Origin of the sequence: Allochromatium tepidum (genome assembly GCF_018409545.1) — a bacterium.
GTDB classification, from domain to species: domain Bacteria; phylum Pseudomonadota; class Gammaproteobacteria; order Chromatiales; family Chromatiaceae; genus Thermochromatium; species Thermochromatium tepidum_A.
In genome coordinates this window covers 2,450,948-2,473,945 of sequence record NZ_AP024563.1, presented here as the reverse complement: position 1 = coordinate 2,473,945, position 22,998 = coordinate 2,450,948, and the positions used below count along the sequence as shown (strand labels likewise).

The following is a 22,998-nucleotide window of genomic DNA, read 5'->3' as shown; positions in this document are numbered from 1 at the left end:
GGCGAGGGTCGGCGAGCGGCGTTTGGTGTCGAGCGTCATGGGCGATTCGGTCGTCCGGCCATCGTCACCCAGACACTCCAGCGCTTGGAACCGCTCGTATGATCGATGAACTGCGCCGTGCGCCCCTGCTCTCGCGTCTCGAAGCGACCCAGCTCCAGCGGGTCGCCCGGCACGCGAGCCGCGTCAAGCTGAACGCCGAGCAACTGCTCTTCAGCCAGGGCGATCCGGCCACGCGCTTCTATCTCCTGCTCTCGGGCCGGATGCGGCTGTTCCGGCTCTCGCCCGAGGGCGCCGAGAAGGTCATCGAGATCGTCAGTCCCGGCCAGACCTTCGCCGAGGCGCTGATGTTCCTCAATGCGCCCCGCTATCCGGTCTGCGCGGCGGCGCTCGCCGACTCGGAGCTGATCGCCATCGATACGGCGGATTTCGCCGCCATGCTGCGCGAGTCGGTCGACACCTGCTTCGTGCTGCTCGGTGCCCTGAGCCAGCGTCTGCGCGGTCTCATCGGCGAGATCGACGACCTGACGCTGCACACCGCGACCAGTCGTGTCGCCCGTTATCTCGCTTCGCATCTGCCGCCGGGCGCGCGGTCGCTCGAACTCGACGTGCGCAAGGGGGTGCTGGCCTCGCGGTTGTCGGTGCAGCCCGAGACCTTCTCGCGTGTCATCAAGTCGCTCAGTGACCAGGGTATCATCCGTATGGACGGCACGCTGGTGAGCGTGCTCGATCAGCGGGCGCTGCTGGAGATCGCCGAACTGACCGACGCGCTCGAACCCGGACCCTTCTCGATCGGCACTCTGGGGTCGCAGCGGCCCTGAATCCTAGGGTCGCTCGTCTTGGATTCATCCGGGACTCGCCCCATGTCCGGACTGGCCGGGCCATGTGTCGTGACGCCTTTCGATCGTGAGTTCACGGCCCTACCATCCACCATCATCACGGAATCACCAGGGGATAGCCAATGAGCAATGAGCCAATCACCGTCTTCGAGGGCCGGGAGATCGACGTCAGTTGGGATGGGCGACTCTGTATCCATCTCGGTGAGTGCGGCAAGGCCGAGGGCGAGCTGTTCGTCGGCGGGCGCGAGCCCTGGTGCCGGCCCGATGCCGTGTCGCGCGCGGAAGTGCGCGAAGTGGTCGAGCGCTGTCCGACCGGCGCCCTGAGTTATCGAGACAAGACCGGCGAGCCTGAACCGGCTCCGGGCGAGAATCGGGTCATGGTCGCCAACAATGGTCCGCTCTATCTCAGCGGTGATCTGGAGCTCGAAGGTGCGCCGGACGACATGCCGGGCGTGAGTCGGCGCGTGGCGCTCTGTCGCTGCGGGGCGTCCAAGAACAAGCCGTTCTGCGACAACAGCCATGCCGAGGCGCGGTTCGAGGACGGCGGCGCGATCGGCTCACGCGGCCCCGGACTGAGCGATCGCGGCGGTCCGCTGAAGGTGCGGGTGATGCCCGACGGTCCGCTCAAGCTCGAAGGCAATCTGACCCTGATCGCCGGCTCCGGGCGCGAGGCCTGGCATGGGACGCAGACCGCACTCTGTCGCTGCGGGGCATCGAAGAACAAGCCGTTCTGCGACGGCAGCCACCGCGCCGCCGGGTTCAAGTCGGACTGACGCGCCGAGACAGGACGCGCACGCATGGCCTATGCTGACTCTCGCCAATCACTCAACGGGAGTCAGCTATGCAGGTCACAGCCTTTCTGCTCGGCATGCTCGTCTTCGTCGTCTACACGGTCCTCATCCGCGCCTTCTACACCGTCAAGCCCGATGAACGGGCCATCATCACCTCGTTCGGACGCGCCCAGCGGATCGGGCGCCTCATGGTCGAGGACGACTCGCTCACCGATGAGGAGAAGCAACGCTACCGCTTCCCGCGTCTCCAGGTCATCGGTCCCGGCGGACCCTACTTCAAATGGCCCTGGCAGGAGGTGCACAAGGTCCGGGTCGTCACCGAGGCCATCGACCTGACCTGGGATCCGACCAAGTCCCAGCACACCATCGAGGCCGTCACCAAGGACAACCTCACCACGGGCGTCGGCGGTCAGATCCGCTTCCGCGTCTGCGAGAACAACCTCTATGCCTATTTCTTCGGCGTCGACAAGCCGCTGGAGCACGTCATGGGCTATTTCATCTCGGTGCTGCGCGAGCGCATCGCCAACTTCGTCGATCCCAAGGGCCAGAACCTGGTCGGCGACACCGAACTGAGCACCGGCAGCGCGGCGGCCGAACTCTCCGAGGGCGTCTCCATCAACGACCTGCGCAAGAACCTGCCGCTCCTGAACGACTACATGGAGCAGCAGTGCCGCTCGACCGGCGCACGCTACGGCATCGAACTCGACGCCGCGCTCATCACCCAGATCGACCCGCCGCCCGAGGTCGACCGCGCGCTCTCGGCCATCAACACCACGCGCAATCAGGTCGCCGCCGACATCTCGACCGCGCGCGCCGATGCCGAACAGCAGATCACCATGAGCAAGCGTGCCGTCGAGATCGCGCGCAACAACGCCCAGGCCGAGGTCGCGCCCCTGAAGGAACTGGCCGATACGCTCGCCCGCATCAAGGCCACTGGCGGACCGGGCGCGCTGCGGACTTACATCCGCAATCTCCGGGTACCCCTGCTCGGTCGCGCCACGCGCATCGTGCAGACTGCCGCACCCAAGTAACGCGACCCCGGAGGCCCTCGTCATGTTCTTCGATTTCTCGTTCGGTCCCATCTTCGCCTTCGTGATCGGCGTGCTCTATATCCCGATCCTGCTCGCCATCGCACGTGCACTCGGACTCTATGCCATCGTGCGCGAGCGCGAGGCACAGGTGTTCACCCTGTTCGGCAAGGTGCTCGGTACGCTCGACGAACCGGGTCTGCGCTTTCCGCTCGGCTATTTCGGCGTCAAGGCGCTACTGGTGCCCTTCTTCGGCAAGCTCTACAAGGTGCCGACCTGTCTGCGTCAGCACTATCTGCGCGATCAGATGGTCAACTCGGAGGAGGGCACGCCCATGGGCGTCGGCATCTGGTACGAGATGCAGGTCAGCGATCCGGTCGCCTATCTCTTCAGCAACGCCAATCCCGAAGGCTCACTCCAGGCCAATGTCGCCAGCTCGACCATCTCGACCCTGAGCAATCTGGAGATGGACAAGATGCTGGAGGACCGCCATCTGCTCAGTCGCCGGGTGCGCGCCGCCGTCTCGCCGCTCTCGGAGCAATGGGGCTATGCGCTCGGCTCGGTCTATATCCGCAAGGTCGCTTTCACCGACCGCCAGATGGTCGACAACATCACCGACAAGGTGGTCAAGCGGCTGGTGCAGGTCACGAGCGCCATGAAGCAGGACGGCGAGAACCGCGTCGGTCTGATCAAGAGCGAGACCGCCTATAAGGTGTCGCAGAAGATGGCCGAGGCCGCCGCCGCGCGTCCGGCGATCGTCGGTGAGGCGCTCAACGCCATCGCCCGGCAGGATCCCGAGGTGCTGAACGCGGTGATGGAGGTCATGGAGACCGAGCAGCTCATCGCCTCGGGGGCACAGGTCGACGTGCTGCCGGTCGACTCGGAGATCCTGGTCCAGTTGTAGGGAACGCCCTCAGCCCGCCATCATGGCCGCGAGCTGTTCGGCACGATATTCGGCCAGCAGGGGATCTATGACCTGATCGAGCTGCCCGGTCATCACCTCGTCGAGCTTGTAGAGCGTGAGGTTGATACGATGATCGGTCAGCCGGTTCTGCGGGAAGTTGTAGGTGCGGATGCGCTCGGAACGATCCCCACTACCGACCTGGAGCCTGCGCGACTCGGACTGCTCGCCGGCCTGCGTCTCGCGCGCACCGGCGAGCAGCTTGGCGTGCAGCAGGGCCATGGCCTTGGCGCGGTTCTTGTGCTGCGAGCGCTCTTCCTGACACTCGACGACGAGGCCAGAGGGCAGATGCGTGATGCGGATCGCCGAATCGGTCTTGTTGACGTGCTGACCGCCGGCGCCGGATGAGCGATAGGTGTCGATGCGCAGATCGTTGGGGTTGATGTCGATGGCGTCGATCGATTCGGCCTCGGGCAGCACGGCGACGGTACAGGCCGAGGTATGGATACGGCCCTGGGACTCGGTCTCGGGCACGCGCTGGACGCGATGCGCGCCCGGCTCGAACTTCAGCCGCGAATAGACCCCGCTACCGCTGACCCGGATCACGACCTCCTTATATCCCCCCAGCTCGCCCTCGCTGGCCGAGACCTGTTCGGTGCGCCAGCCGAGCAGTTCCGCGTAACGCATGTACATGCGCATCAGATCGCCGGCGAACAGCGCCGCCTCGGCTCCACCCGTCCCGGCGCGGATTTCGAGGAAGGCATTGCATTGATCGTTGGGATCCGGCGGGATGAGGAGCGTTTGCAACTCGGGTTCGAGCACGTCCAGACGTCCGCGCGCGGTCTCGATCTCATCTCTGGCGAGCGCGGCCATCTCGGCATCGGCCAGTAGCTCTTCGGCAGCGGCCAGATCGCGCTCGGCGTCCCGATAGCGTTCGTAGCACTCCATCAGCGGCTGGAGCTGAGCATACTCGCGACTGAGATCGCGAAAACGCCCCTGGTCGGACTGAGTTCCAGGCTCGGCCAGGAGCGCCATGACCTCGCCGAAACGCTCGGCGATGCGCTCCAGCTTGGCGCGAATCGATGGGGTCATACGTTGGACTGCGACCGCTCAGGAGCCAGTTGGAACAGCTCGTTGGCCGCTTCCAGGATGACGGCATCCCCGTCACGCGCGGCCTGACGCAGTCGCGAGCTGGGCGCGTGCAGCAGCTTGTTGGTCAGTGTATGAGCGAGGAAGTTGAGCACCTCGAGCGGAGGCTTGCCGGCTTCGAGCTGGCGACGCGCGCGGGCGAGCACCTCGTCGCGCAGTTCCTCGGAACGCTGACGGTAGTCCTGGATCAGACCGGCGGCATCGAGCGAACGCAGCCAGGCCATGAACTCGCCGGAGTGGAAATCGATGATCTCCTCGGCCTGCACGGCAGCGGCCTGACGCGAGCGCAGACTCTCATCGATGACGCCCTTCAGATCGTCGACCGTATAGAGATAGACGTCGCTCAGCTCGCCGACTTCCGGCTCGATGTCGCGCGGTACCGCGATGTCGACCATGAAGATGGGCCGGTGCTTGCGCTTCTTGAGTGCGCGCTCGACCGTACCCTTGCCGAGCACCGGCAACGGGCTGGCGGTGGAGGCGATGACGATGTCGGCCTCGGGCAGATGGTTGGCGATCTCGGTCAGCGAGATGGCGAAGCCCTCGAACTGGGCCGCCAGATCATGCGCGCGCTCGACCGTGCGGTTGGCGACGATGATGCGCCCGACGCCGTTGTGATGCAGATGGCGCGCGGCCAGCTCGATGGTCTCGCCGGCACCGATCAGGAGCGCGGTCTGCTTGGAGAGATCCGAGAAGATCTGGCGCGCCAGATTGACGGCGGCGAAGGCCACGGACACCGGGTTGGAACCGATCGCCGTCTCGGTGCGCACCGTCTTGGCCACCGAGAAGGTATGCTGGAACAGCCGGCCCAGCAGCTTACCGGTGGCCGAACAGTCGCTGGCGGTCTGATAGGCGGTCTTGACCTGGCCGAGGATCTGCGGCTCGCCGAGCACCAGCGAATCCAGTCCGCTGGAGACGCGCAGCAGATGGACGACGGCATCACGATCGGCATGGGCATAGAGGAAGGGGTCGATCCGTTCGTGCTCGATGCCGTGGAATCCGCTCAGCCAGCGCCGCAGCGTTTCCTCTGCGCCGTCCTGGACGGCACAATAGAGTTCGGTACGGTTGCAGGTCGAGAGGATGACCCCCTCGAGGACGCCATCGCACCCGGTCAAGTCACGCAACGCACCGGCGATGATGTCCGGACCGAAGGCCAGTCGCTCACGGATGTCGACCGGAGCGGTCTTGTGGTTGAGTCCGAGGACAAGCAGCTTCATATTGAATTCGTGTCGCTCTGATGTTGGGATGGTGAGACGCGGCGCAATGTTACCAATTTTTTTGTCGAAATGATGCCCGTGCGGGGTGCTTCAGTCCGTGCCCGCCGGTTGGCTATACTTCCGCCCCCGCAACGGCGATGCCGCCCGCCCGTTGCTCATCCTTAGGACGATTCAACATGACCGTTCAGCGCTTTCCGTCCACCTCTGTCTTGCTCGGTCTGGCTCTGTGGTTCCAGGTGGGCGCCGTCCCGGCCCTCCCTGAGCCGCCGGTGTCGGCTACCACGAGTCCGCCGGTCGTGAGCAAACCGACCGCGCCCAAGCCCATCGCCGGGCTGACGCCGGATCAGGTTTACCATATCCTGGTCGCTGAGGTCGCGGGACGCCGGGGCGACATGCGTCTGGCCTTCACCCATTATCTCAAGGCCGCCGAGCTGACCCGCGCGCCCGAGCTGGCCGAACTGGCGGTGCGTGCGGCCATCAGCGCCGAGGACGATGCCGCCGCCGGCGAGGCCATGATGCTGTGGCTCACACTCGCGCCCAATGCGCCGGACGCCCATCAGGTGGCGGCCTTCCTGCGGATCAAGGCCGAGGATCGCGAGGGCGCCCTGATCCATCTCCAACGTCTGGTCGAGCTGTCGGGGGAGGGCGGTGAGACGGCCTTCGCCAAGGCGGCGGCCATCCTGGAGCGGCTGCCGACCCCGGAAGAGCGCCTCGCGCTGATGGAGTCACTGGTCGAGCGCTTCCCGGAGAGTGCGGACGCCCATCAGGCGCTGGCCATGCTCGCGGCCAGCCTCTCGCAGCCCGAAGTCGCCGAGCGCGCGGCACGGCGCGCCATGGATCTGCGCCCGGACTGGAACGCGCCCCGGTTGTTCCTGGTGCGCCTGCTGCTCTCGGATGACAAGGATTCGCAGGCACGCGCCCTGTTGGAGTCGTTCGTCGAAGCGAATCCCGGCGACCGGGCGCTCAAGATGCTCTATGGCCGGTTGCTGGTCGACGAGCGAGAATTCTCGACCGCGCGTGAAGTCTTCGAACGGATGCTGCGTGAGTATCCCAAGGATCCGGACGTGCTCTTCGCTGTCGGTATCCTCTCGCTCCAGTTGGAGGATCTGGCCGGGGCCCGGCTGCACTTCGGGCGGCTCTACGAGACCGGTCAGCGTCAGGACGAGGCGGCCTTCTATCTGGGCCAGACCGCCGAGCGTGCCGAGGATGTCGCGACCGCGCTCGACTGGTACGGCAAGGTGAGCGGAGCGAGCGGCAGTGATGCCCGGATACGCATCGCCTTTCTGCGCGCCAAGCGCGGCGAGGTGACGCAGGCGCGTGAGATCCTGCAACGGATGCGCGATCAGGATCCGGACAATGCCATTCCGCTGTTCATGGTCGAGGCCGAGATCCTCGACGAGGTGCAGCGGCCGGACGAGGCCCGGGCCGTCTACGACGAGGCGCTCGCCGCCTTTCCGGACGACGATACCCTGCTCTACGCGCGCGGTCTGCACGCCATGAAGCTCGGCCGGATCGAACTCGGCGAGCGCGACCTGCGCCGGATCATCGAGGCCGACCCCGAGCACGCCGATGCTCTGAACGCGCTCGGTTACACGCTCGCCGACCAGACCGACAGGTTCGAGGAGGCGCTCGAACTCATCGAACGCGCCCACGCGCTCAAACCCGAGGAACCGGCGATCCTCGACAGTCTGGGCTGGGTCCATTATCGTCTCGGCGATCTGCAACTGGCGCTGGAGTATCTCCAGCAGGCCAACGACCGGCTCGATGATGGCGAGATCGCGGCCCATCTCGGCGAGGTACTCTGGGCGCTGGGGCGGCGTGCCGAGGCCTGGGCCGTGTGGGACAAGGCCGTCGAGACCCATCCGGATCACGCCTATCTGCAGGAGGTCGTCGGTCGGCACCGGCTCTCCCGGAGCGAGTCCTCGGGCCAGGGCACGGCCTCGGACTGAATCCCGAATCGAACCCGAATGAGTGAAACGGCTGACATGATCGACCGCGATCGCGCGCGTGCCTGGCCGGCGCCGGCCAAGCTCAACCTGATGCTGCGTGTCGTCGGGCGCCGTCCCGACGGCTATCACGAACTCCAGACCGTCTTCCAGTTCATCGAACAGGGCGACCGGCTGTGGTTCGACCTGCGCGAGGACGGTGCCGTGCGCCGGGTCGATGCGCTCGCGGGCGTGGCCGAGGACGACGATCTGACCGTGCGGGCGGCACGCGCACTCCAGCACGCCACCGGCTGCCGGCTCGGGGTCGACATCCGCTGTGAGAAGAACCTGCCCATGGGCGGCGGCCTGGGCGGCGGCAGCTCGGATGCCGCCACCACTCTGGTCGCCCTGAACCGGCTCTGGGGCACCGGACTCGACGAGGAGGCACTGTCGGCCCTCGCACTGCCGCTCGGGGCCGACGTGCCCGTCTTCGTGCGCGGACGCGCGGCCTGGGGCGAGGGCGTCGGCGAGCGGCTGGAGCCGGTCGATCTGCCCGAACCCTGGTATCTGGTGCTGGTACCGCCCTGTTCGGTGTCGACGCGCGATGTTTTTCGTCATCCGGAATTGACACGCGACTCGCGACCCATCACACTAGCGGACTTTCTGAGCGGGGATGTCACGAACGACTGTCTGCCGGTCGTCCGGCGCGACTATCCCGAAGTCGAATCGGCGCTCGATTGGCTCTCCGCTTGGGGTGGTGGTCGTCTGACGGGCACGGGAGCCTGCGTATTCGCCGTCTTCGACGACGAATCAAGCGCCCTTGAAGCCCTGAGTCGAGCACCGGTGCGGATGCGCGGCTTCGTGTCCAGGGGGCTCAATCGCTCGCCCTTGCTCGATCGCCTGGATCGAGACTGAGCATCCATCGCCAGCGTCCATTTCCTTTGGGGTGTCGCCAAGCGGTAAGGCACCGGGTTTTGATCCCGGCATTCCCAGGTTCGAATCCTGGCACCCCAGCCATTTTCCGGTTTTTTCTCGCATTCGCGCAGACAGGAATCCACCCGTGCCTGCAAGCCAACTCATGGTCTTCTCCGGGAACGCCAACCCGGGGCTGTCGGCCGAAATCGCCGGTCATCTCAGTCTATCGCTCGGCAAGGCCGTCGTCGGCCAGTTCAGCGACGGCGAGGTCATGGCCGAGATCCAGGAGAACGTCCGTGGTCGCGACGTCTTCGTGGTCCAGCCGACCTGTGCGCCGACCAACGACAACCTGATGGAACTGCTGGTGATGATCGACGCCCTGCGCTGGGCCTCGGCCAAGCGCATCACGGCGGTCGTGCCCTATTTCGGCTATGCGCGTCAGGACCGGCGTCCGCGCTCGGCGCGCGTGCCGATCACGGCGCGTCTGGTGGCCAAGATGATCAGCAAGTCGGGCGCCGACCGCGTGCTGACGGTCGATCTGCACGCCGACCAGATCCAGGGTTTCTTCGACATCCCGGTCGACAACGTCTACGCCTCGCCCATCCTGCTCGGCGACATCTGGCGCCAGACGCACGACGATCTCATGGTGGTCTCACCCGACGTCGGTGGTGTGGTGCGCGCGCGTGCGCTGGCCAAGCGGCTCGACGACGCGGATCTGGCGATCATCGACAAGCGCCGCCCGCGTGCGAACGAAGCCCAGGTGATGAACATCATCGGTGACGTCGAGGGGCGTTCCTGCGTGCTGGTCGACGATCTGGTCGACACCGCCGGCACGCTCTGCCGCGCCGCCGAGGCGCTCAAGGCGCATGGTGCGAGCAAGGTGGTGGCCTACTGCACCCATCCGGTGCTCTCGGGGCCGGCGGTCGACAATATCTCCAATTCGGTGCTCGACGAGCTGGTGGTCACCAATACCATTCCCTTGACCGAGGCGGCACGCGCCAGCGGCAAGATCCGTCAGTTGAGCATCGGCGAGCTGCTGGCCGAGACCATGCGCCGCATCTCGAACGAGGAGTCGGTCAGCTCGCTGTTCGTGGACTGAGTCACACCCTATTCGCGGGCCGTCCGGGCTCGCACTCCAAGAGCGCCGGGATCCTGGTCGCGGGATTCCGGCGCTTCGTTTATCACGATCCAAATGAACGGAGAACGCCGATGAGCGTGAGTTTCGAAGTCAATGCACAGCCGCGTACCGGCACTGGGACGGGTGCGAGCCGCCGCCTGCGCCGGACCGGGCTGGTTCCGGCCATCGTCTATGGCGCGCACCAGGATCCCGAGATGGTGTCGGTGTCGCACAACGAGCTGCTCAAGCACTTGGAGCACGAGGCCTTCTATTCGCACGTGCTCGACCTGAAGGTCGGCGATGAAGTGACCAAGGTCGTGCTCAAGGACATGCAGCGCCATCCGGCCAAGCCCTTCATCCTGCACGTCGACTTCATGCGCGTCTCGCAGGATGAGAAGCTAAAGATGGTGGTGCCGCTGCACTTCCTGAACGAAGACACCTGCAAGGGCATCAAGATGGGCGGTGTGGCCTCCCACACCATCACCGAAGTCGAGATCGTCTGTCTGCCCCAGGATCTGCCCGAATTCATCGGCGTCGACATGGCCGAGATGGAGATCGGCTCGATCGTGCATCTGTCCGAACTCGTGCTGCCCGAGGGCGTCGCCCTGGCGCATGCACCCGATCCGGACGAGCCCGTGGTCGTGATCCACGGCGCGCGCGGCGGCGAAGAGACCGAGGGCGAGGCGGCCTGATCGGGCCGCGCTCCCTCTCGGCGAGCCATCCCTTAGGCGAGGCGCTCGCGCCGGCTCCCCGGCTTGGGTCCGGGAGCCGGGTGCGGGCGCCGACGATCGACACGAGCGACCATGTCGGATGCCGGTATTCAACTGATCGTGGGTCTGGGCAATCCAGGCGCCCAATACGAGGCGACGCGCCACAACGTCGGCTTCTGGTGGGTCGAGTCCATCGCGCGCGCCCAGGGCGCGTCCTTCCGCGCCGAGCCGAAGTTCCTCGGCGAACTGGCGCGCGTGCGCATCGCCGGTCAGGACGTGCGTCTGCTCAAGCCTTCCACCTATATGAACCGCAGCGGCCAATCGGTCGTGGCCGTGGCGCGTTATTTCGACATCCCCCCCGAACGCATCCTGATCGCGCATGACGAACTCGACCTGCCGGTCGGTGTGACGCGCATCAAGCAGGGCGGGGGACACGCGGGCCACAATGGTCTGCGCGACAGCATCTCGGCGCTGGGCTCACGCGAGTTCTGGCGTCTGCGTATCGGCATCGCCCATCCGGGCGACCGCACCCTGGTGACGGGCTATGTCTTGGGCCGTCCCTCGCGCGACGACGAGTCGCGTATCCGTGAGTCACTCGACGAGGCCGATCAGCGGCTGTCCGAACTCGTCGAGGGTCGATTCCAACTGGCGATGAATCGTCTGCACAGTCAACGCTGATCGATCGATTTGCGACGATCCGTCGTCATCCGGCCCGATATCGCAGGTGAGACGGGCGCTAGCGCAGATTCTGCTTGTAGCTCGGCACCTGGGCGTTGCGCGCCTTGGAGACATTGGCGAACTCCAGGGTGACGCTGGCCAGCTCGACGCCCGAGAAATCGGCATTGGTCAGATCGGCCCGATGCAGGATGGAGCCGCCGAGGCTGGCGTTGGTCAGGTCGACGTTGGTGAGATTGGCGTGGCGGAAGTTGGTATCCTGAGCCAGGACACCGCGCAAACGGGCACCATTGAGATTCGCCCCTTCCAGATTGGCCAGATTGATGACGGTGAAGCCGTCGGGTCTGGTGCTGGTCAGGTCGGCCTGACTCAGGTTGGCGCGCACCAGATTGGCGTCGTTGAGATGGCAGTCGCGCAGATCGGCGTCCGAGAGATCGGCCTCGCGCAGATTGGCGCGGATGAAGAGGGCGCTCGTGGCCTTGACCGAGCGCAGATCGCTGCCGTGGAAATCCGTCCCGCGCAGATCGGCGTGACTCAGGTCCGCACCCTGGAGGTTGGCGTAGCGGATCTCGACGCCGCGCAGATCGGCCTGGGCCAGTCGGGCGCCGGCGAGGTTGGCGTGATTGAGCATGGCCGAGCGCGCCGGATGCTCGGAACCGAGCCGGGCGCGGGTGAGATCGGCCTCGCTCAGATCGGCCTGTTTCAGATGGACGCCGACCAGGATAGCATCGACCAGACGCGCGCCGGCCAGACAGGCGCCGTCGAGGTCGCTCGACGTCAGGTTGGCGCCGCTCAGATCCATCCCGCGCAGATCCGCGCCGCTCAGTTGCATGTCGCGCAGATCGGCGCCGACGAACGAATCGGCGGCGATCGTTTCCAGGATCGCCCCGGTTTCGCGATGTTTGATCTCGACCATGTTCCAGTGTGCTCCACGGGATGACGGGTTTTGGTTGGCTGAAAATATACCATGGCTATTCGTTTCAACGAGCTTGCCTCCAAGCTCAAGGCCGGGCCGGCGCCGGTCTACCTGATCTGCGGCGACGAACCCTATCAGTTCGGCGAGGCGGCGCGTCTGGTGCGCGAGGCGGCGCGGCGCGCCGGGTTCGACGAGCGCGAGATCCTCGACACCGAGGGTCAGTTCAAGTGGGGGGCGCTGGCGGCGGTGGCGGAGACGATGTCGCTGTTCTCGTCACGGCGACTGATCGAGTTGCGCGTGGCCAACGGCAAGGTCGGCAAGGAGGGCAGTGAGGCGATCCGCGCCTATTGCGAGCGTCCCTGCGCGGACGATCTGCTGCTGATCCTGGCGCCCGGCATGGACCGCAAGGAATTGCAGTCGGCCTGGGCCAAGCGGGTCGAGTCGATTGGGGCCGTGATCGAGGTCCGGCCGTTGAAGGAACGTGAGTTGGAAGGCTGGCTGGCGCAACGGTTGCAGTCGGTCGGTTTTCAACCGGGCGCGGGCGTGGCGGCGCTGCTGGCCGAGCGTTCCGAGGGCAATCTGCTGGCGGCGGTGCAGGAGGTCGAGAAACTGCGTCTGCTGCATGATCCGGGGCCGCTGGAACTCGATGACCTGCTCGGCAATCTGGCCGACAGTGCGCGGTTCGATCTCTTTGCGCTGACAGATGCGGCGCTGAACGGAGATCGGGCACGGGTGCAGCGTGTGCTCAGTGTGCTCAGGGCCGAGGGGACGGCCGATGTGCTGGTGCTCTGGGTGCTGGCGCGCGAGCTGCGGATGCTGGCCGAAGCGGCGGGTGCCGTGGCGCGGCGGGCTTCGCTCGACGAGGTCTACTCCAGACATCGCGTGCCCCGGATGCGGCAGGAGACGATCGGGCGGGCGTTGCGGCGTCTCTCGCCGGGGCGTCTACGCGAACTGCTGTCTCAGTGCGCCGGCGTCGATCGCGCCATCAAGGGCGTCGAGCCGGGCGATTCCTGGCATCGGCTCGCGGTCATCGCCGATGGGATGAGCGGCGGGGCGATCTGAAGCGGTTGTCGAGCGTGGAGCCGGCCCGGTACCACTCAGCGAGACGGCGGCGCCGGAGGTCGACTCAACGCTGCTCGGCGCTCGACCTTGGCCTTGATGTCGAGCGCCCGTGGCAGACGGAACTTCTCGAAACGTTCGATGACGGCGACGATGATGCCATCCTGCGCTGAAACCTGGCTCATGCGCGGCTCCCGATGGTTGAAGGTGGGCGGATCGATTTATTTTAAGCTCGACTTGCCTCCATCGTTTTCATGGGCGGATTTCAGAGGCGCGTGCGAGAAGCCGCCCGCACACTTCGCGTATTCGAGCCAGCAGTACCTCACGGCCCTGTTCTCGAAAGCGTCGCGCCAGTCCAGTGAGCGGATGATATTGCAGCAGGGCTGCGACCAGCAGGGCGGACTCGCGTCGATCGATCCGCCCGGTACTCAGGGCGTCGGCGAGGTATCGATGGGTCAGGGTCGACAGGAGCGGCAGACTGGCTTCCAGCGTCCGGTATCCGGTGACGAAGGCGTTCAGCTCGAAACTCCAGTCGCCTGACGCGGTGTGCGGAGCGAATGCGACTGCCTCCGGCGTCGGCAGGATCGCGATGAGCGTCGCGGTGATCTCGGGATCGAGTTCGCGCAGTGGGCCGGCGAGCCAGACCGGTAGACTGCCGGTGAGGCGTCGTTGGGCCTCTTCGAGCAACTGTTCGCCCGCTTCCGAGATCGCCCGGAGCACGACGACCGCGTGCTCACCACTGGCCGCATTGCGACTGGTACCGATCTGTGCGGGCACGAAGCCGCAGGCGTGCCAGAACTCCAGCAACTCAGTCGTGGCCCCGAAGCCGGCCCCCAGAAGATCGATCCGCTCGGCGCGGGCGGTCTGTTCGAGTCCGCTCAGCAGACGTCGCCCAAGGCCCTGTCCCGTCATGGCCGGATGCACGACGATCCGGATCACGCGCCAATAGCGCCGGCTCGGCGCCTCCGGCAGGCCGGCATGGGCCGAGAGTGTCTGGGGCAACAGATGGCCGCGCGGTCGGCGTCGGCCGCGAAAGATGGCCGCGCGCAGTTCCGGATCACCCATCCCGCCTTCCTCGGCGACGAGCAGGGTGCCGACCAGGTGCCCGGCCTGGCGCAACACCAGGAGGCGCACATTGGGACCGTCGAGCAGCATCCGCAGATCCAGCGGCCGGGTCTGATAGTGGGCGAGCACCAGCAAGCCGAAGAGTTCGCGCAGGGTGGAATCGTCCCGGAGCAGGGCGTCGCGGTCGAGCCACTGGGCGTTCGGGCCGGCCGGATCGACGCCGGCGGCTTCCAGGACAGCCTCGGGGATCGCCGGAGCCGCATCCAGCAGGAGCGCGTGGAAGACCAGACGTTCGAGCGGATCATCGACCGCCCAGCGGATGGGCGTGTCCAGGGTGAGGGCACGCCAGTCGGGTGTCAGGCGATCCAGCGTGTCGCGGAAACGGATCTCGAATCCGCGTCCGGTGCCTTCGTAGCCATGCACGGTGCTCGCGAAGACGAGGCGACCATAGCGTTCGAGCAGGGCCGTCAGCAGTGGGGCCGGGATACCGGCCGCTTCGTCGACCAGGAGCAGATCGGCCTTGGGTTCATGTTCGAGGAGTTCGGCCGGTGAGTGGAAGACGAGCGACTGGAGTCCTGTCGAGGCGTCATGGGGCCGGCCGGCACTCCGTTCGGCCTCGATCAAGACCGCCTCGGCATGACGATAGAGCGTCTCGACCGCCTCGCGCCGGGGGGCCGTCACCACCAGACGTCGTCCGCCTTCGAGCAGGAGACGACCGGCGGCCAGTCCGAGTGCCGCACTCTTGCCGCGCCCGCGATGTGCGGTCAGGACCAGCGGACGTCGCGCGCGGCCATGCGCCGTCTTGAGGATGGCCGCGACGGCCTCGGCCTGATCGGGTGTGAAGGGATGGGCCGGGTCAGTGTGTTTCGATTGACGATGCCGGTCATAGGGGGGCGTATTCGGGACTCGGGCGCCGGCAACCGATGCCGTCATCGACTCCGCGCCGTCCTGGTCGATACGCACGACAGTCGGGTCAGACTCCAGCACGGTGATGAGACGCGCGATGAAACGGTGGCTCAATCCAGCCGGCTCGAATGGCCAGACCGCAATCCGCTCGGCCTGCGGATCGGGCAGGCGCGACCACTCAGCGACCGGCGGCGTCAGCAGAACCAAGAGCCCGCCGCCCCGAATCGCCCCCGTGGCGGCACCGAACCCATCGGGATCGAACCCACCGTGCACGTCAAGGATCAAGAGATCCAGATCTAGACCAAGCAGACGGGTCGCCGAGCGCAGCGGTCGGCTCGGTTCGGCGAGGATCGGGCGCTCCGCGAGACAGACCCGATCGAGTTCGGGCAGGGCCGCGACGATCCGGCGCGCACCGTCCGCCGTCCATGCGGGCGATCCGCGCAACCATAGGGTCAGACGATGACCACGCGCACGCGCCGACTCGCGCCGATCGCGAATCCACTGAGCATCGGGCAAGCCGGCCGAGCGCCTGTGTTCCGGCTCGAACGTCGGCGAAGCGCTCAAGGCTCCATCGCACCCGTGACCGGCACGAAACGCACCGGCAGCAGATCGCGCCGCACCAGCTCGCCGCCTTTGTCGCGCATGAAGACCGCCAGCCATTGCACGCGATCGGGCGCCCCCATGGGGATCACCAGCCGTCCATCGGGCGCGAGCTGGTCGACCAGCCGACGCGGAATGTGCGGCGCCGCCGCCGTGACGATGATGGCGTCGAAGGGTGCGGCCTCCGGCCAGCCGAGCCAGCCGTCCCCGGCGCGTACCCGGACCCGATCATAGCCCAGCGATGCCAACGTCTTCGCCGCCCGCTCGGCCAGTTCGGGCACGATCTCGACCGTATAGACCTCGACGTCCATGGCGGCCAGCACGGCGGCCTGATAGCCGGACCCGGTGCCCAGCTCATAGACCCGATCGCCCGGAGCGACGTCGAGCAACTGACTCATGATGGCGACGATATAGGGTTGGGAGATGGTCTGCCCCTCGCCGATCGGCAGCGGCGAGTCGACATAGGCGAGCGCTCGCTCCGACTCCGGAACGAAGCGTTCGCGCGGCACCGTGCGCAGTGCCTGCTCGACCCTGGGATCGAGCCGGTCGAAGCCCAGCTCGCGGGCCGCGGCACGGACCTCGGCCTGGATCTCCTCCACCAGACGATGACGTTGTTCAGCCATGACCGCTTCCTCCGATTCGGTCGCATGGGCCGGGACGAGTGCGCCGAGGCCGAGCATCAAGCAGGCACGCGCCATCCGACTCGATCGTGTTTGACAGGGCATGATGGGCCTCCCGCTGGATCGTTCGGCACTCAGGATAGCGCACAATGAAAAAGGGGCCAGTCGGCCCCTTGAAATCAAGATCCGGGGATCTTGCATTCTCGTGCTTATCCGAAGGTATCGTGCACGATGTTGTTGTACCAGCTATAGGCGTACTGCACCTCGCGCTCCAGCACCCAATCCGGCGCATCGACCGGCGTGACGCCGCCCGAGTCCGGCACGGACTCGATGGCCGAGCCATCGGCATTCGGGCGGTAGACAGCCGCGATCGAGATGCCATAGGCCGGGGCCAGGATCGAGTAGCAGGTGTTGATATAGGAAGGCGTGCCCGGCTCCTCGCCCTTGAGCAGTGCGACCACCGCAGCGGCGGCGACCTTGCCCTGGCTGTTGGCCGAATAGCCCGACTTGGGCATGGGCGCGGCGATACAGGCGTCGCCGATCACATGGATGCCCTTGTGGAGGGTGGACTCGAAGGTCTTGATGTCGACCGGACACCAGCCGGCGTCATTGGTCAGTCCGGCGATCTGGGCGATCTTGCCGGCGCGCTGCGGCGGGATGAGATTGATGACATCGGCCTTGACCGCGTCGCCGAAACTGGTCTCGACCGACATCTCAGTCCCATCGACCTTGACCACGGCCGCATCCGGCCCAGGCTGCCATTTGATCAGAGCATTCTCGGTGCCGAAGCCGTAGAGCCGCTCCCAGCCCTTGGTGAACTGGGCCTGCTTGGAGAAGGTCTGGCTGGCGTCGAGGATGAGGATCTTCGACTTGGGCTTGTGGGTCTTCAGATAATGGGCGATCTGGCTGGCGCGCTCGTAGGGTCCGGGCGGGCAGCGGAAGGGCGCGGGCGGGGGCGCAATGACCACGGTTCCGCCGTCCTTCATGTCTTCGAGCTGCCGGCGCAGGATGGCGGTCTGCTCGCCGGCCTTCCAGGCGTGGGGCAGTTTGGTGGATGCCTCCTCGCTGTAGCCCTCGACCTTGTCGTAGAGCAGCTCGATGCCGGGAGCGACCACGCAGCGGTCATAGCCGAACTCGGCTCCGCCGGCGGTCTTGACCACCTTCTTGTCGGGATCGATGCCGGTGGCGCTGTCGTGCACCACCTGGATGCCGTGCGCCCGCAGTCCGTCATAGCCGACCTTGAGCGATTCGAGCCGACGGTCGCCGCCGATGACCTCGTTGCTCATGTAGCAGGTGTAGTAGTCCTTGTCGGGCTCGATCAGCGTAACCTCGATGCTGGGGTCGGCGAGCTTGATGTACTTGGCCGCCGTCGCACCGCCGGTGCCGCCGCCGACGACCACCACCTTGCGCCCGGCGCCGAAGGCGATGTGCGGGAAACCCAGGATACCGACCGCCGCCATCGCAGCGCCCGAGGTCTTGATGAAATCGCGTCTGTTCAACGTCATGTCCGGCTCCCCCGATTATTGCTGGCTGGCGTAGAAGGCAAAGAGTGCATCGAGGCTTTCATCGCCCTCGGCCTTGAGCATCTCCCTGAGCTTACTGGCCATCTTCTTCTCCATCGGGCGGCGCTCCTCGCGGAAGTCCGACATGGCGTACTGGAGGTACGGCGTCCACTGACCGGCGAGGATGTGGTAGTCCTCCTCGTCGGCGAGCGGTTTGCCGCCTTCGACATGGCACTTCTCGCAGTATTTCTCGTGCAGCTTGGCACCTGTGTCGGCGAGCGCCGCGTCGAAGGACTGTTTGGCGGGCTGGAAGGTCTGCTGCTTGAAGTAGCCGGCCATCTTCTCGAAGTCCGCTGTCGAGTAGCCCTTGGCGATGCGGCCCATGATGGTCGACTGGATCTCGCCGCTCTTGAAGTCTTCCATCACCTCGACGAAGACGATCGGGTCCATCTGGGCGATGGAGGGCGAGGCGGGGCCGACGCTGTTGCCATGGGTGCCGTGGCATCCGGCACAGTTGTTGGCCAGCATCTCGGCGGTGGGTTCGGCCCCGGCGTTGGACGCGAGTCCAAGCGCCAGCACACTGGCCGCGAGCGTGAGTCTCGTGTTGCTTGGGGTCATGGTGTTGCTCCTCTCCTGCTTGGTTTGATTCAGGGATTCAACCGTGTTTGTTATGAGGTTATGGGTTGGATCCGAAGTTTCGCGTGAACCTATCGGGTACCTGCGAGAGACAGGTCATTTCCAGACCGATGTGGTTCAGGGAGACGTGGACGTCTCCGGTGCCAGACGCGCGATCGCCTGCCGATGGTTCATCTGAATGGCGATGTCGGCGGCCGTGCGGCCGGCGTTGTCCTTGAGATCGGTCCGGGCGCCGGCGGCGATCAGCCGGTCGATGAGCTCGGCGTGATCGGTGGCGACCGCTTCCATCAGGGCCGTGGTGCCCTCCCGATCCTGCCGGTTGGGGTCGGCGCCCAGGGCGAGCAGACGCTCGACCATGGGGACATGGCCATGACCGACGGCCAGGATGAGTGCGGTCGAACCGAGCGCATCGACGGCGTCGAGTTTGGCGCCCAGCCCGGCGAGTGTCTCGACGACGGCCACATGCCCCTGATCGGCGGCGATGAGCAGCGCCGTCGCGCCCTGCGTGTCGCGCGCCTCCAGATCCGCGCCGCCCTCGACCAGTAGCGGCAACACGCCGGTCTCGCCCTTGGACGCCGCCTGCATCAGCGCCGTGCGTCCATCGCGATCGGCGGCCTTGGGGTCGGCGCCCTTGAACAGCAACTGCTCGACCATGTCGGTGATGCCGTGACGCGAGGCGATCATGAGCGCATCCCAGCCGGAGCGGGTGCGATCGTGCACATTGGCGCCGCGCTCCAGGAGCAGGGCGCTGATGCCGATGTGTCCGGTCTCGGCGGCGAAGGTCAGGGGCGTGCAACCGGCGACGGTGCGGGCGTTGACGTCGGCGCCACGGCTCAGCAGCAGGGCGACCGTCTCCAGGTCGTCGGCCTCGACGGCGAACATGAGCGCGGTCTTGCCGAACTGGTTGGGTGCGTCGACGGGCACGCCCTGGTCGAGCAGCGTGGCGGCGGTCTCGGCGTCGCCGATCATGACGGTCAGGCGCAGCTCGGTCTCCAGATCGGTCTCGGCGGCCCAGACGACCGGAGCGGCCAGGAGCAGGGCGGAGACGAGCAGCGGAGCGCGAAAGCGGAATGTGCGATGTGGGTCCATGGCGGCCTCTTGGCTTGGGCAACGACTCCCGGATCAGGAGGCGTCGTCATCCGGCTCGATGGGCTCGTGATGGACCACGCCCTTGTGGCACTCGATACAGGTCTGACCCTTGTCCTGCGCGGCCGAGTGGCGACTGCGCGCCGAGCGGCTCTGCTCGGAGAGATCCATGTCGGCGTAATCGTGACAGCTGCGGCATTCGCGCGAGTCGCTGGCCTCCATGCGCTTCCAGACCAGATTGGCCAGATACCAGCGACGGGCCTCGAACTTCTCGGGCGTGTCGATGGTGCCCATGACCTCGTGATAGACATCCTTGGCGGCCACGATCTTGGTGACGAGCTTAGGGCCGAGTTCCTTGGGCACATGGCAGTCGGCGCAGTCGGCCTGGACGCCTGAGTTGTTCTTGTAGTGGAGCGACTCCTTGTACTCCTCGAAATTGGTCTGCATGGTGTGGCAGGAGGTGCAGAATTCGAGGGTATTGGTGGCCTTGATGCCGAAATCGACGGCCCAGACGAAGGCGATGCCTCCGACGAACATCAACCCCAGGGCGAGCAGTGAAAAGCGCTTGGCCGAAGAAGCCTCGGGCTTCGACATTGAAAACATCCTCCAAAGGCCGGCGGCTCAAGGATGCCGCTCTGTATCGACCGTTCGGACGGGCGTCAGGCTCATCGAGCGGTGTGTTGATTGACAATTGTCATGGATCTTAAAGCAAAGCCGGTCGGGATGTATAGTGCTCGATTGATCGCACGAGGCCGTCCCGGCCGGTCTCGTGCGCCGGGCGGACCCGGATCAGGTGCGTGACGGGCGTCCGATGCCGCGTTCGCGGGCGAAATCGAGCATCCGCTGGATGGAGACGACGGCACGCGCACGGATGGCCGGATCGATGCGAATCTCCTGATCGCCGGTCAGCAGCACCTGTTTCAGATTCTGGAGCGCGTTCATCGCCATCCAGGGACAGTGGGCGCAGCTCTCGCAGGTCGCACCCTCGCCGGCGGTGGGGGCGGGGATGAGGATCTTGTCCGGCGCGATCTGGCGCATCTTCCAGAAGATGCCGGCATCGGTGGCGACGATGAACTCGCGGTTCGGCAGTTCGGCCACCGCACGGATCAACTGGGTGGTCGAGCCGACCACGTCGGCCTGATCGACCACCTCGTCGGGCGATTCGGGATGCACCAGCACGGCCGCATCCGGATGCAGCTTGCGCACCCGCTCCAGGGCGAACGACTTGAACTCCTCGTGCACCACGCAGGCGCCGTTCCAGAGCAGCATCTCGGCCCCGGTCACGCGCTCGACATAGTGACCGAGATGCTTGTCGGGTGCCCAGAGGATCTTCTCGCCGCGCGCGGCCAGATGCTCGACCACCGGCAGGGCGATGCTGGAGGTGACCACCCAGTCGGCGCGCGCCTTGACCGCCGCGCTGGTGTTGGCATAGACGACGACGGTGTGATCCGGATGGGCGTCGCAGAAGGCGGTGAACTCGTCGGCCGGACAGCCCTCGTCGAGCGAGCAGGTCGCGCGCAGATCCGGCATCAGCACCCGCTTCTCGGGGTTGAGGATCTTGGCCGTCTCGCCCATGAAGCGCACACCGCAGACGACCAGGGTCTCGGCGTCGGTTTCGGTGCCGAAACGCGCCATCTCCAGCGAGTCGGCGACGTATCCCCCCGTCTCCTCGGCCAGCGACTGGAGCTCGGGGTCGGTGTAGTAATGGGCGACCAGGACGGCGTTTTGCTCCTTGAGCAGCCGACGGATGCGCGATCGGAGATCGGCGCGCGCGTCGTCGCTCAACGCCGGCCACTGGGGGTGCGGCGGGACGTCGATCGAACGGATCGGGAGCGTCTCGGACGAGGAATTGGCCATGCGTGTGCTCTGCCGTCAGTTCTTGGGCAAGCGGTTGGGGTTGGTGAACCGCTCGTTCAGGGTCTGGATATAGCTCTCGCAGCTCTGCAAGACCTCGTCGAGCTCGATGCGCGTCTTGCGGCCCCAGCCGAACGGACGTCCCAGGATCATGGGCCGCCAGAAGCGGGTGTTGCTCCTGAAGGCCGCGACGACATTGCCGGGCGGATTGGTTTTCTCGACCCGCTTGCGCAACCAGTGCATCAGACTGAGTGCCGCCAGATGGCGGATCGCGAAGTGGATCAGGATCACCAGCGCCAGCAGGGTGCCTTCCAGCCCCATCACACCCCAGGGGATGCTCTTGACCAGATCCAGCCATTCGGCGTGATAGGTCATGCCCTGCCATTGGTTGGCCTGGAGGCTCCAGGTCATGAATCCGGTGACGGCTCCGAACAACAGCACCGCGTCCGTGATCAGGGCACGTCGGCGCCAGCGGCGCATCGCCTCCTGGAGCAGGGGCACGGAATCCCGGGTGAACTCGGTCACGCTCTTGCGCAGGGCGGCGATGATGCGATAGGCGCGCTCGACCTCGACATGCTCCATGCGCCGGTAGATGTCGCCGAGATCCTCGTCGCGCTTCTTCTCGAAGCGCTTGCGCCTGTGCTCGTCGGGGATGTGGATCGCCACCTCGGGGCAATAGATGGTGTAGAAGCGTCCGGCGGTCAGGCCCGCCTCGCCGATGGAACGCAGCCAGGCGGCGACCACGTCCTCAGGGTTGTCCTCGCCGGCGGCCGAGTCGATCTGGTTGAGGATGTAGAGGAACTTGCCGGCGTCGGCGCGCTTGATGGTGTCGGCGACCAGATGCTTGAGGGTGTCGCGCATGGCGCCCGGCTCGGGATGGCGCGCGTCGAAGAACACCAGCACCAGATCCGAGAGATCGATCATGTGATCCGTGATGCGCAGCACCCCGGTGCGCTGGGCGTCGGCGTCGAATCCGGGCGAATCGATGATGATCTTGCCGCGCAGCCGCTCGCTGTTGCAGGTCTTGAGCTGGAGATAGGTGTCGATGCGGCTGCCTTCGCCGCCGGCGACCTCCTCGATGGCGTGCGACATGCGGAAGAAGGGGAAGCGCGGATCGGAGTCGAGCGCCACGCCGGGCAGGGTGTGGCTGGTGTCCTCGGGGCTGTAGACGATGACGGTGAAGCGGTCGTCGACGGCCTGATTGCCCGAGCGCTGGAGCTTGCGACCCAGGTAGTAGTTGATGAAGGTCGACTTGCCGGACGAAAAGGTGCCGAGGACCGAGATCAGGGGCCACCAGGGGATCTGGGTCGCGAAGGACTGATTCGGCTCCATTAGACCCATGCGATAGGCCACGCGGTCGAGCACCCGGAAACTTTGTACCGCGCTCAGGAGTACAGGATTCTCTTGCTCCAGATGGGATTCGAGCTCGGACAGACGGTGCTGCAGGGCGTCGGCCGTTGACGTCATCGGGAAATTCCTCGGTTGCTTGATGG

The 22,998-nt window shown here is 66.0% G+C and carries 22 protein-coding genes and 1 tRNA gene; 11 read left to right on the top strand and 12 right to left on the bottom strand.

The window, feature by feature from the left end; all coding sequences use genetic code 11:
- The first annotated feature begins 98 nt into the window (after window positions 1–98).
- The 4 genes from Atep_RS11940 to Atep_RS11925 all read left to right on the top strand — a co-directional run bounded on the left by Atep_RS11940 (window position 99) and on the right by Atep_RS11925 (window position 3,559).
- Window positions 99–818, top strand: coding sequence for a Crp/Fnr family transcriptional regulator (locus tag Atep_RS11940; RefSeq protein WP_213378724.1), 720 nt, complete (start codon window positions 99–101; stop codon window positions 816–818).
- A gap of 140 nt (window positions 819–958) precedes the next feature.
- On the top strand, window positions 959–1,609 hold the full coding sequence (locus Atep_RS11935) for a CDGSH iron-sulfur domain-containing protein (protein WP_213378723.1): 651 nt from the start codon (window positions 959–961) through the stop codon (window positions 1,607–1,609).
- Between the two features lie 68 nt (window positions 1,610–1,677).
- Window positions 1,678–2,658, top strand: coding sequence for an SPFH domain-containing protein (locus tag Atep_RS11930; RefSeq protein WP_213378722.1), 981 nt, complete (start codon window positions 1,678–1,680; stop codon window positions 2,656–2,658).
- A 22-nt stretch (window positions 2,659–2,680) separates the two neighbouring features.
- The gene (locus Atep_RS11925) at window positions 2,681–3,559 is read left to right on the top strand and encodes an SPFH domain-containing protein (RefSeq protein WP_213378721.1); all 879 of its coding nucleotides are present in this window, start codon (window positions 2,681–2,683) and stop codon (window positions 3,557–3,559) included.
- Between the two features lie 9 nt (window positions 3,560–3,568).
- On the opposite strand, the gene prfA is transcribed toward Atep_RS11925, so the two are convergent.
- Complete coding sequence (prfA, locus tag Atep_RS11920; RefSeq protein WP_213378720.1) at window positions 3,569–4,648, bottom strand: peptide chain release factor 1; 1,080 nt, start codon at window positions 4,646–4,648, stop codon at window positions 3,569–3,571.
- Entirely contained in the window at window positions 4,645–5,919 is a 1,275-nt protein-coding gene (gene hemA, locus Atep_RS11915; RefSeq protein WP_213378719.1) for a glutamyl-tRNA reductase, read from the bottom strand. Before hemA ends, prfA begins: the two co-directional genes overlap by 4 nt.
- Before the next feature lie 296 nt (window positions 5,920–6,215).
- On the opposite strand from hemA, the gene Atep_RS11910 reads away from it, so the two are divergent.
- The 6 genes from Atep_RS11910 (at window position 6,216) to pth (ending at window position 11,264) form a co-directional block, all read left to right on the top strand.
- On the top strand, window positions 6,216–7,868 hold the full coding sequence (locus tag Atep_RS11910; RefSeq protein WP_236786180.1) for a tetratricopeptide repeat protein: 1,653 nt from the start codon (window positions 6,216–6,218) through the stop codon (window positions 7,866–7,868).
- Window positions 7,869–7,886: 18 nt separating this feature from the next.
- On the top strand, window positions 7,887–8,759 hold the full coding sequence (gene ispE / locus Atep_RS11905; RefSeq protein ID WP_236786178.1) for a 4-(cytidine 5'-diphospho)-2-C-methyl-D-erythritol kinase: 873 nt from the start codon (window positions 7,887–7,889) through the stop codon (window positions 8,757–8,759).
- A gap of 27 nt (window positions 8,760–8,786) precedes the next feature.
- A tRNA-Gln gene (locus tag Atep_RS11900) sits at window positions 8,787–8,861 on the top strand.
- A 43-nt stretch (window positions 8,862–8,904) separates the two neighbouring features.
- Window positions 8,905–9,858 carry a ribose-phosphate diphosphokinase gene (locus Atep_RS11895; RefSeq protein WP_213378717.1) on the top strand — a complete coding sequence of 318 codons (954 nt, stop codon included), beginning with the start codon at window positions 8,905–8,907 and terminating at the stop codon, window positions 9,856–9,858.
- Window positions 9,859–9,968: 110 nt separating this feature from the next.
- Window positions 9,969–10,568 carry a 50S ribosomal protein L25/general stress protein Ctc gene (locus Atep_RS11890; protein ID WP_213378716.1) on the top strand — a complete coding sequence of 200 codons (600 nt, stop codon included), beginning with the start codon at window positions 9,969–9,971 and terminating at the stop codon, window positions 10,566–10,568.
- A 111-nt stretch (window positions 10,569–10,679) separates the two neighbouring features.
- Entirely contained in the window at window positions 10,680–11,264 is a 585-nt protein-coding gene (gene pth, locus Atep_RS11885; protein WP_213378715.1) for an aminoacyl-tRNA hydrolase, read from the top strand.
- A 58-nt stretch (window positions 11,265–11,322) separates the two neighbouring features.
- Here pth and Atep_RS11880 read toward each other — a convergent pair whose 3' ends face one another.
- Entirely contained in the window at window positions 11,323–12,177 is an 855-nt protein-coding gene (locus Atep_RS11880) for a pentapeptide repeat-containing protein (protein ID WP_213378714.1), read from the bottom strand.
- 51 nt (window positions 12,178–12,228) lie between these two features.
- On the opposite strand from Atep_RS11880, the gene holA reads away from it, so the two are divergent.
- Window positions 12,229–13,239, top strand: a complete 1,011-nt coding sequence (gene holA / locus Atep_RS11875; RefSeq protein ID WP_213378713.1) for a DNA polymerase III subunit delta — start codon at window positions 12,229–12,231, stop codon at window positions 13,237–13,239.
- 35 nt (window positions 13,240–13,274) lie between these two features.
- Here holA and Atep_RS11870 read toward each other — a convergent pair whose 3' ends face one another.
- From Atep_RS11870 to Atep_RS11830, 9 genes are all read right to left on the bottom strand, one after another.
- The gene (locus Atep_RS11870) at window positions 13,275–13,421 is read right to left on the bottom strand and encodes a hypothetical protein (RefSeq protein WP_213381820.1); all 147 of its coding nucleotides are present in this window, start codon (window positions 13,419–13,421) and stop codon (window positions 13,275–13,277) included.
- Window positions 13,422–13,488: 67 nt separating this feature from the next.
- A complete protein-coding gene (locus Atep_RS11865; RefSeq protein ID WP_236786176.1) occupies window positions 13,489–15,771 on the bottom strand; it encodes a tRNA(Met) cytidine acetyltransferase TmcA in 2,283 nt (760 codons plus the stop codon).
- Window positions 15,768–16,430 (bottom strand): protein-L-isoaspartate(D-aspartate) O-methyltransferase, encoded by a 663-nt coding sequence (locus Atep_RS11860; RefSeq protein ID WP_213378711.1) that lies wholly within the window; start codon window positions 16,428–16,430, stop codon window positions 15,768–15,770. Before Atep_RS11860 ends, Atep_RS11865 begins: the two co-directional genes overlap by 4 nt.
- A gap of 206 nt (window positions 16,431–16,636) precedes the next feature.
- Window positions 16,637–17,932: a sulfide-cytochrome-c reductase gene (fccB, locus tag Atep_RS11855; protein WP_213378710.1), complete on the bottom strand. Its 1,296-nt coding sequence runs from the start codon at window positions 17,930–17,932 to the stop codon at window positions 16,637–16,639.
- 15 nt (window positions 17,933–17,947) lie between these two features.
- Complete coding sequence (locus tag Atep_RS11850) at window positions 17,948–18,547, bottom strand: c-type cytochrome (protein WP_213378709.1); 600 nt, start codon at window positions 18,545–18,547, stop codon at window positions 17,948–17,950.
- Window positions 18,548–18,682: 135 nt separating this feature from the next.
- On the bottom strand, window positions 18,683–19,654 hold the full coding sequence (locus Atep_RS11845) for an ankyrin repeat domain-containing protein (RefSeq protein ID WP_213378708.1): 972 nt from the start codon (window positions 19,652–19,654) through the stop codon (window positions 18,683–18,685).
- A gap of 33 nt (window positions 19,655–19,687) precedes the next feature.
- Complete coding sequence (locus Atep_RS11840) at window positions 19,688–20,245, bottom strand: NapC/NirT family cytochrome c (RefSeq protein WP_213378707.1); 558 nt, start codon at window positions 20,243–20,245, stop codon at window positions 19,688–19,690.
- A 195-nt stretch (window positions 20,246–20,440) separates the two neighbouring features.
- Window positions 20,441–21,508 carry a quinolinate synthase NadA gene (gene nadA, locus Atep_RS11835; protein ID WP_213378706.1) on the bottom strand — a complete coding sequence of 356 codons (1,068 nt, stop codon included), beginning with the start codon at window positions 21,506–21,508 and terminating at the stop codon, window positions 20,441–20,443.
- A 15-nt stretch (window positions 21,509–21,523) separates the two neighbouring features.
- Window positions 21,524–22,972, bottom strand: coding sequence for a dynamin family protein (locus tag Atep_RS11830; RefSeq protein WP_213378705.1), 1,449 nt, complete (start codon window positions 22,970–22,972; stop codon window positions 21,524–21,526).
- Window positions 22,973–22,998 lie beyond the last annotated feature (26 nt).

Excerpts from the sequence above, each read along its gene's own strand:
- Atep_RS11940 (WP_213378724.1), top strand. The coding sequence starts at position 99 with ATGATCGATGAACTGCGCCGTGCGCCCCTGCTCTCGCGTCTCGAAGCG.
- Atep_RS11935 (WP_213378723.1), top strand. The coding sequence starts at position 959 with ATGAGCAATGAGCCAATCACCGTCTTCGAGGGCCGGGAGATCGACGTC.
- Atep_RS11930 (WP_213378722.1), top strand. The coding sequence starts at position 1,678 with ATGCAGGTCACAGCCTTTCTGCTCGGCATGCTCGTCTTCGTCGTCTAC.
- Atep_RS11925 (WP_213378721.1), top strand. The coding sequence starts at position 2,681 with ATGTTCTTCGATTTCTCGTTCGGTCCCATCTTCGCCTTCGTGATCGGC.
- prfA (WP_213378720.1), bottom strand. The coding sequence starts at position 4,648 with ATGACCCCATCGATTCGCGCCAAGCTGGAGCGCATCGCCGAGCGTTTC.
- hemA (WP_213378719.1), bottom strand. The coding sequence starts at position 5,919 with ATGAAGCTGCTTGTCCTCGGACTCAACCACAAGACCGCTCCGGTCGAC.
- ispE (WP_236786178.1), top strand. The coding sequence starts at position 7,887 with ATGAGTGAAACGGCTGACATGATCGACCGCGATCGCGCGCGTGCCTGG.
- Atep_RS11890 (WP_213378716.1), top strand. The coding sequence starts at position 9,969 with ATGAGCGTGAGTTTCGAAGTCAATGCACAGCCGCGTACCGGCACTGGG.
- pth (WP_213378715.1), top strand. The coding sequence starts at position 10,680 with ATGTCGGATGCCGGTATTCAACTGATCGTGGGTCTGGGCAATCCAGGC.
- Atep_RS11880 (WP_213378714.1), bottom strand. The coding sequence starts at position 12,177 with ATGGTCGAGATCAAACATCGCGAAACCGGGGCGATCCTGGAAACGATC.
- holA (WP_213378713.1), top strand. The coding sequence starts at position 12,229 with ATGGCTATTCGTTTCAACGAGCTTGCCTCCAAGCTCAAGGCCGGGCCG.
- Atep_RS11870 (WP_213381820.1), bottom strand. The coding sequence starts at position 13,421 with ATGAGCCAGGTTTCAGCGCAGGATGGCATCATCGTCGCCGTCATCGAA.
- Atep_RS11860 (WP_213378711.1), bottom strand. The coding sequence starts at position 16,430 with ATGGCTGAACAACGTCATCGTCTGGTGGAGGAGATCCAGGCCGAGGTC.
- fccB (WP_213378710.1), bottom strand. The coding sequence starts at position 17,932 with ATGACGTTGAACAGACGCGATTTCATCAAGACCTCGGGCGCTGCGATG.
- Atep_RS11850 (WP_213378709.1), bottom strand. The coding sequence starts at position 18,547 with ATGACCCCAAGCAACACGAGACTCACGCTCGCGGCCAGTGTGCTGGCG.
- Atep_RS11845 (WP_213378708.1), bottom strand. The coding sequence starts at position 19,654 with ATGGACCCACATCGCACATTCCGCTTTCGCGCTCCGCTGCTCGTCTCC.
- Atep_RS11840 (WP_213378707.1), bottom strand. The coding sequence starts at position 20,245 with ATGTCGAAGCCCGAGGCTTCTTCGGCCAAGCGCTTTTCACTGCTCGCC.
- nadA (WP_213378706.1), bottom strand. The coding sequence starts at position 21,508 with ATGGCCAATTCCTCGTCCGAGACGCTCCCGATCCGTTCGATCGACGTC.
- Atep_RS11830 (WP_213378705.1), bottom strand. The coding sequence starts at position 22,972 with ATGACGTCAACGGCCGACGCCCTGCAGCACCGTCTGTCCGAGCTCGAA.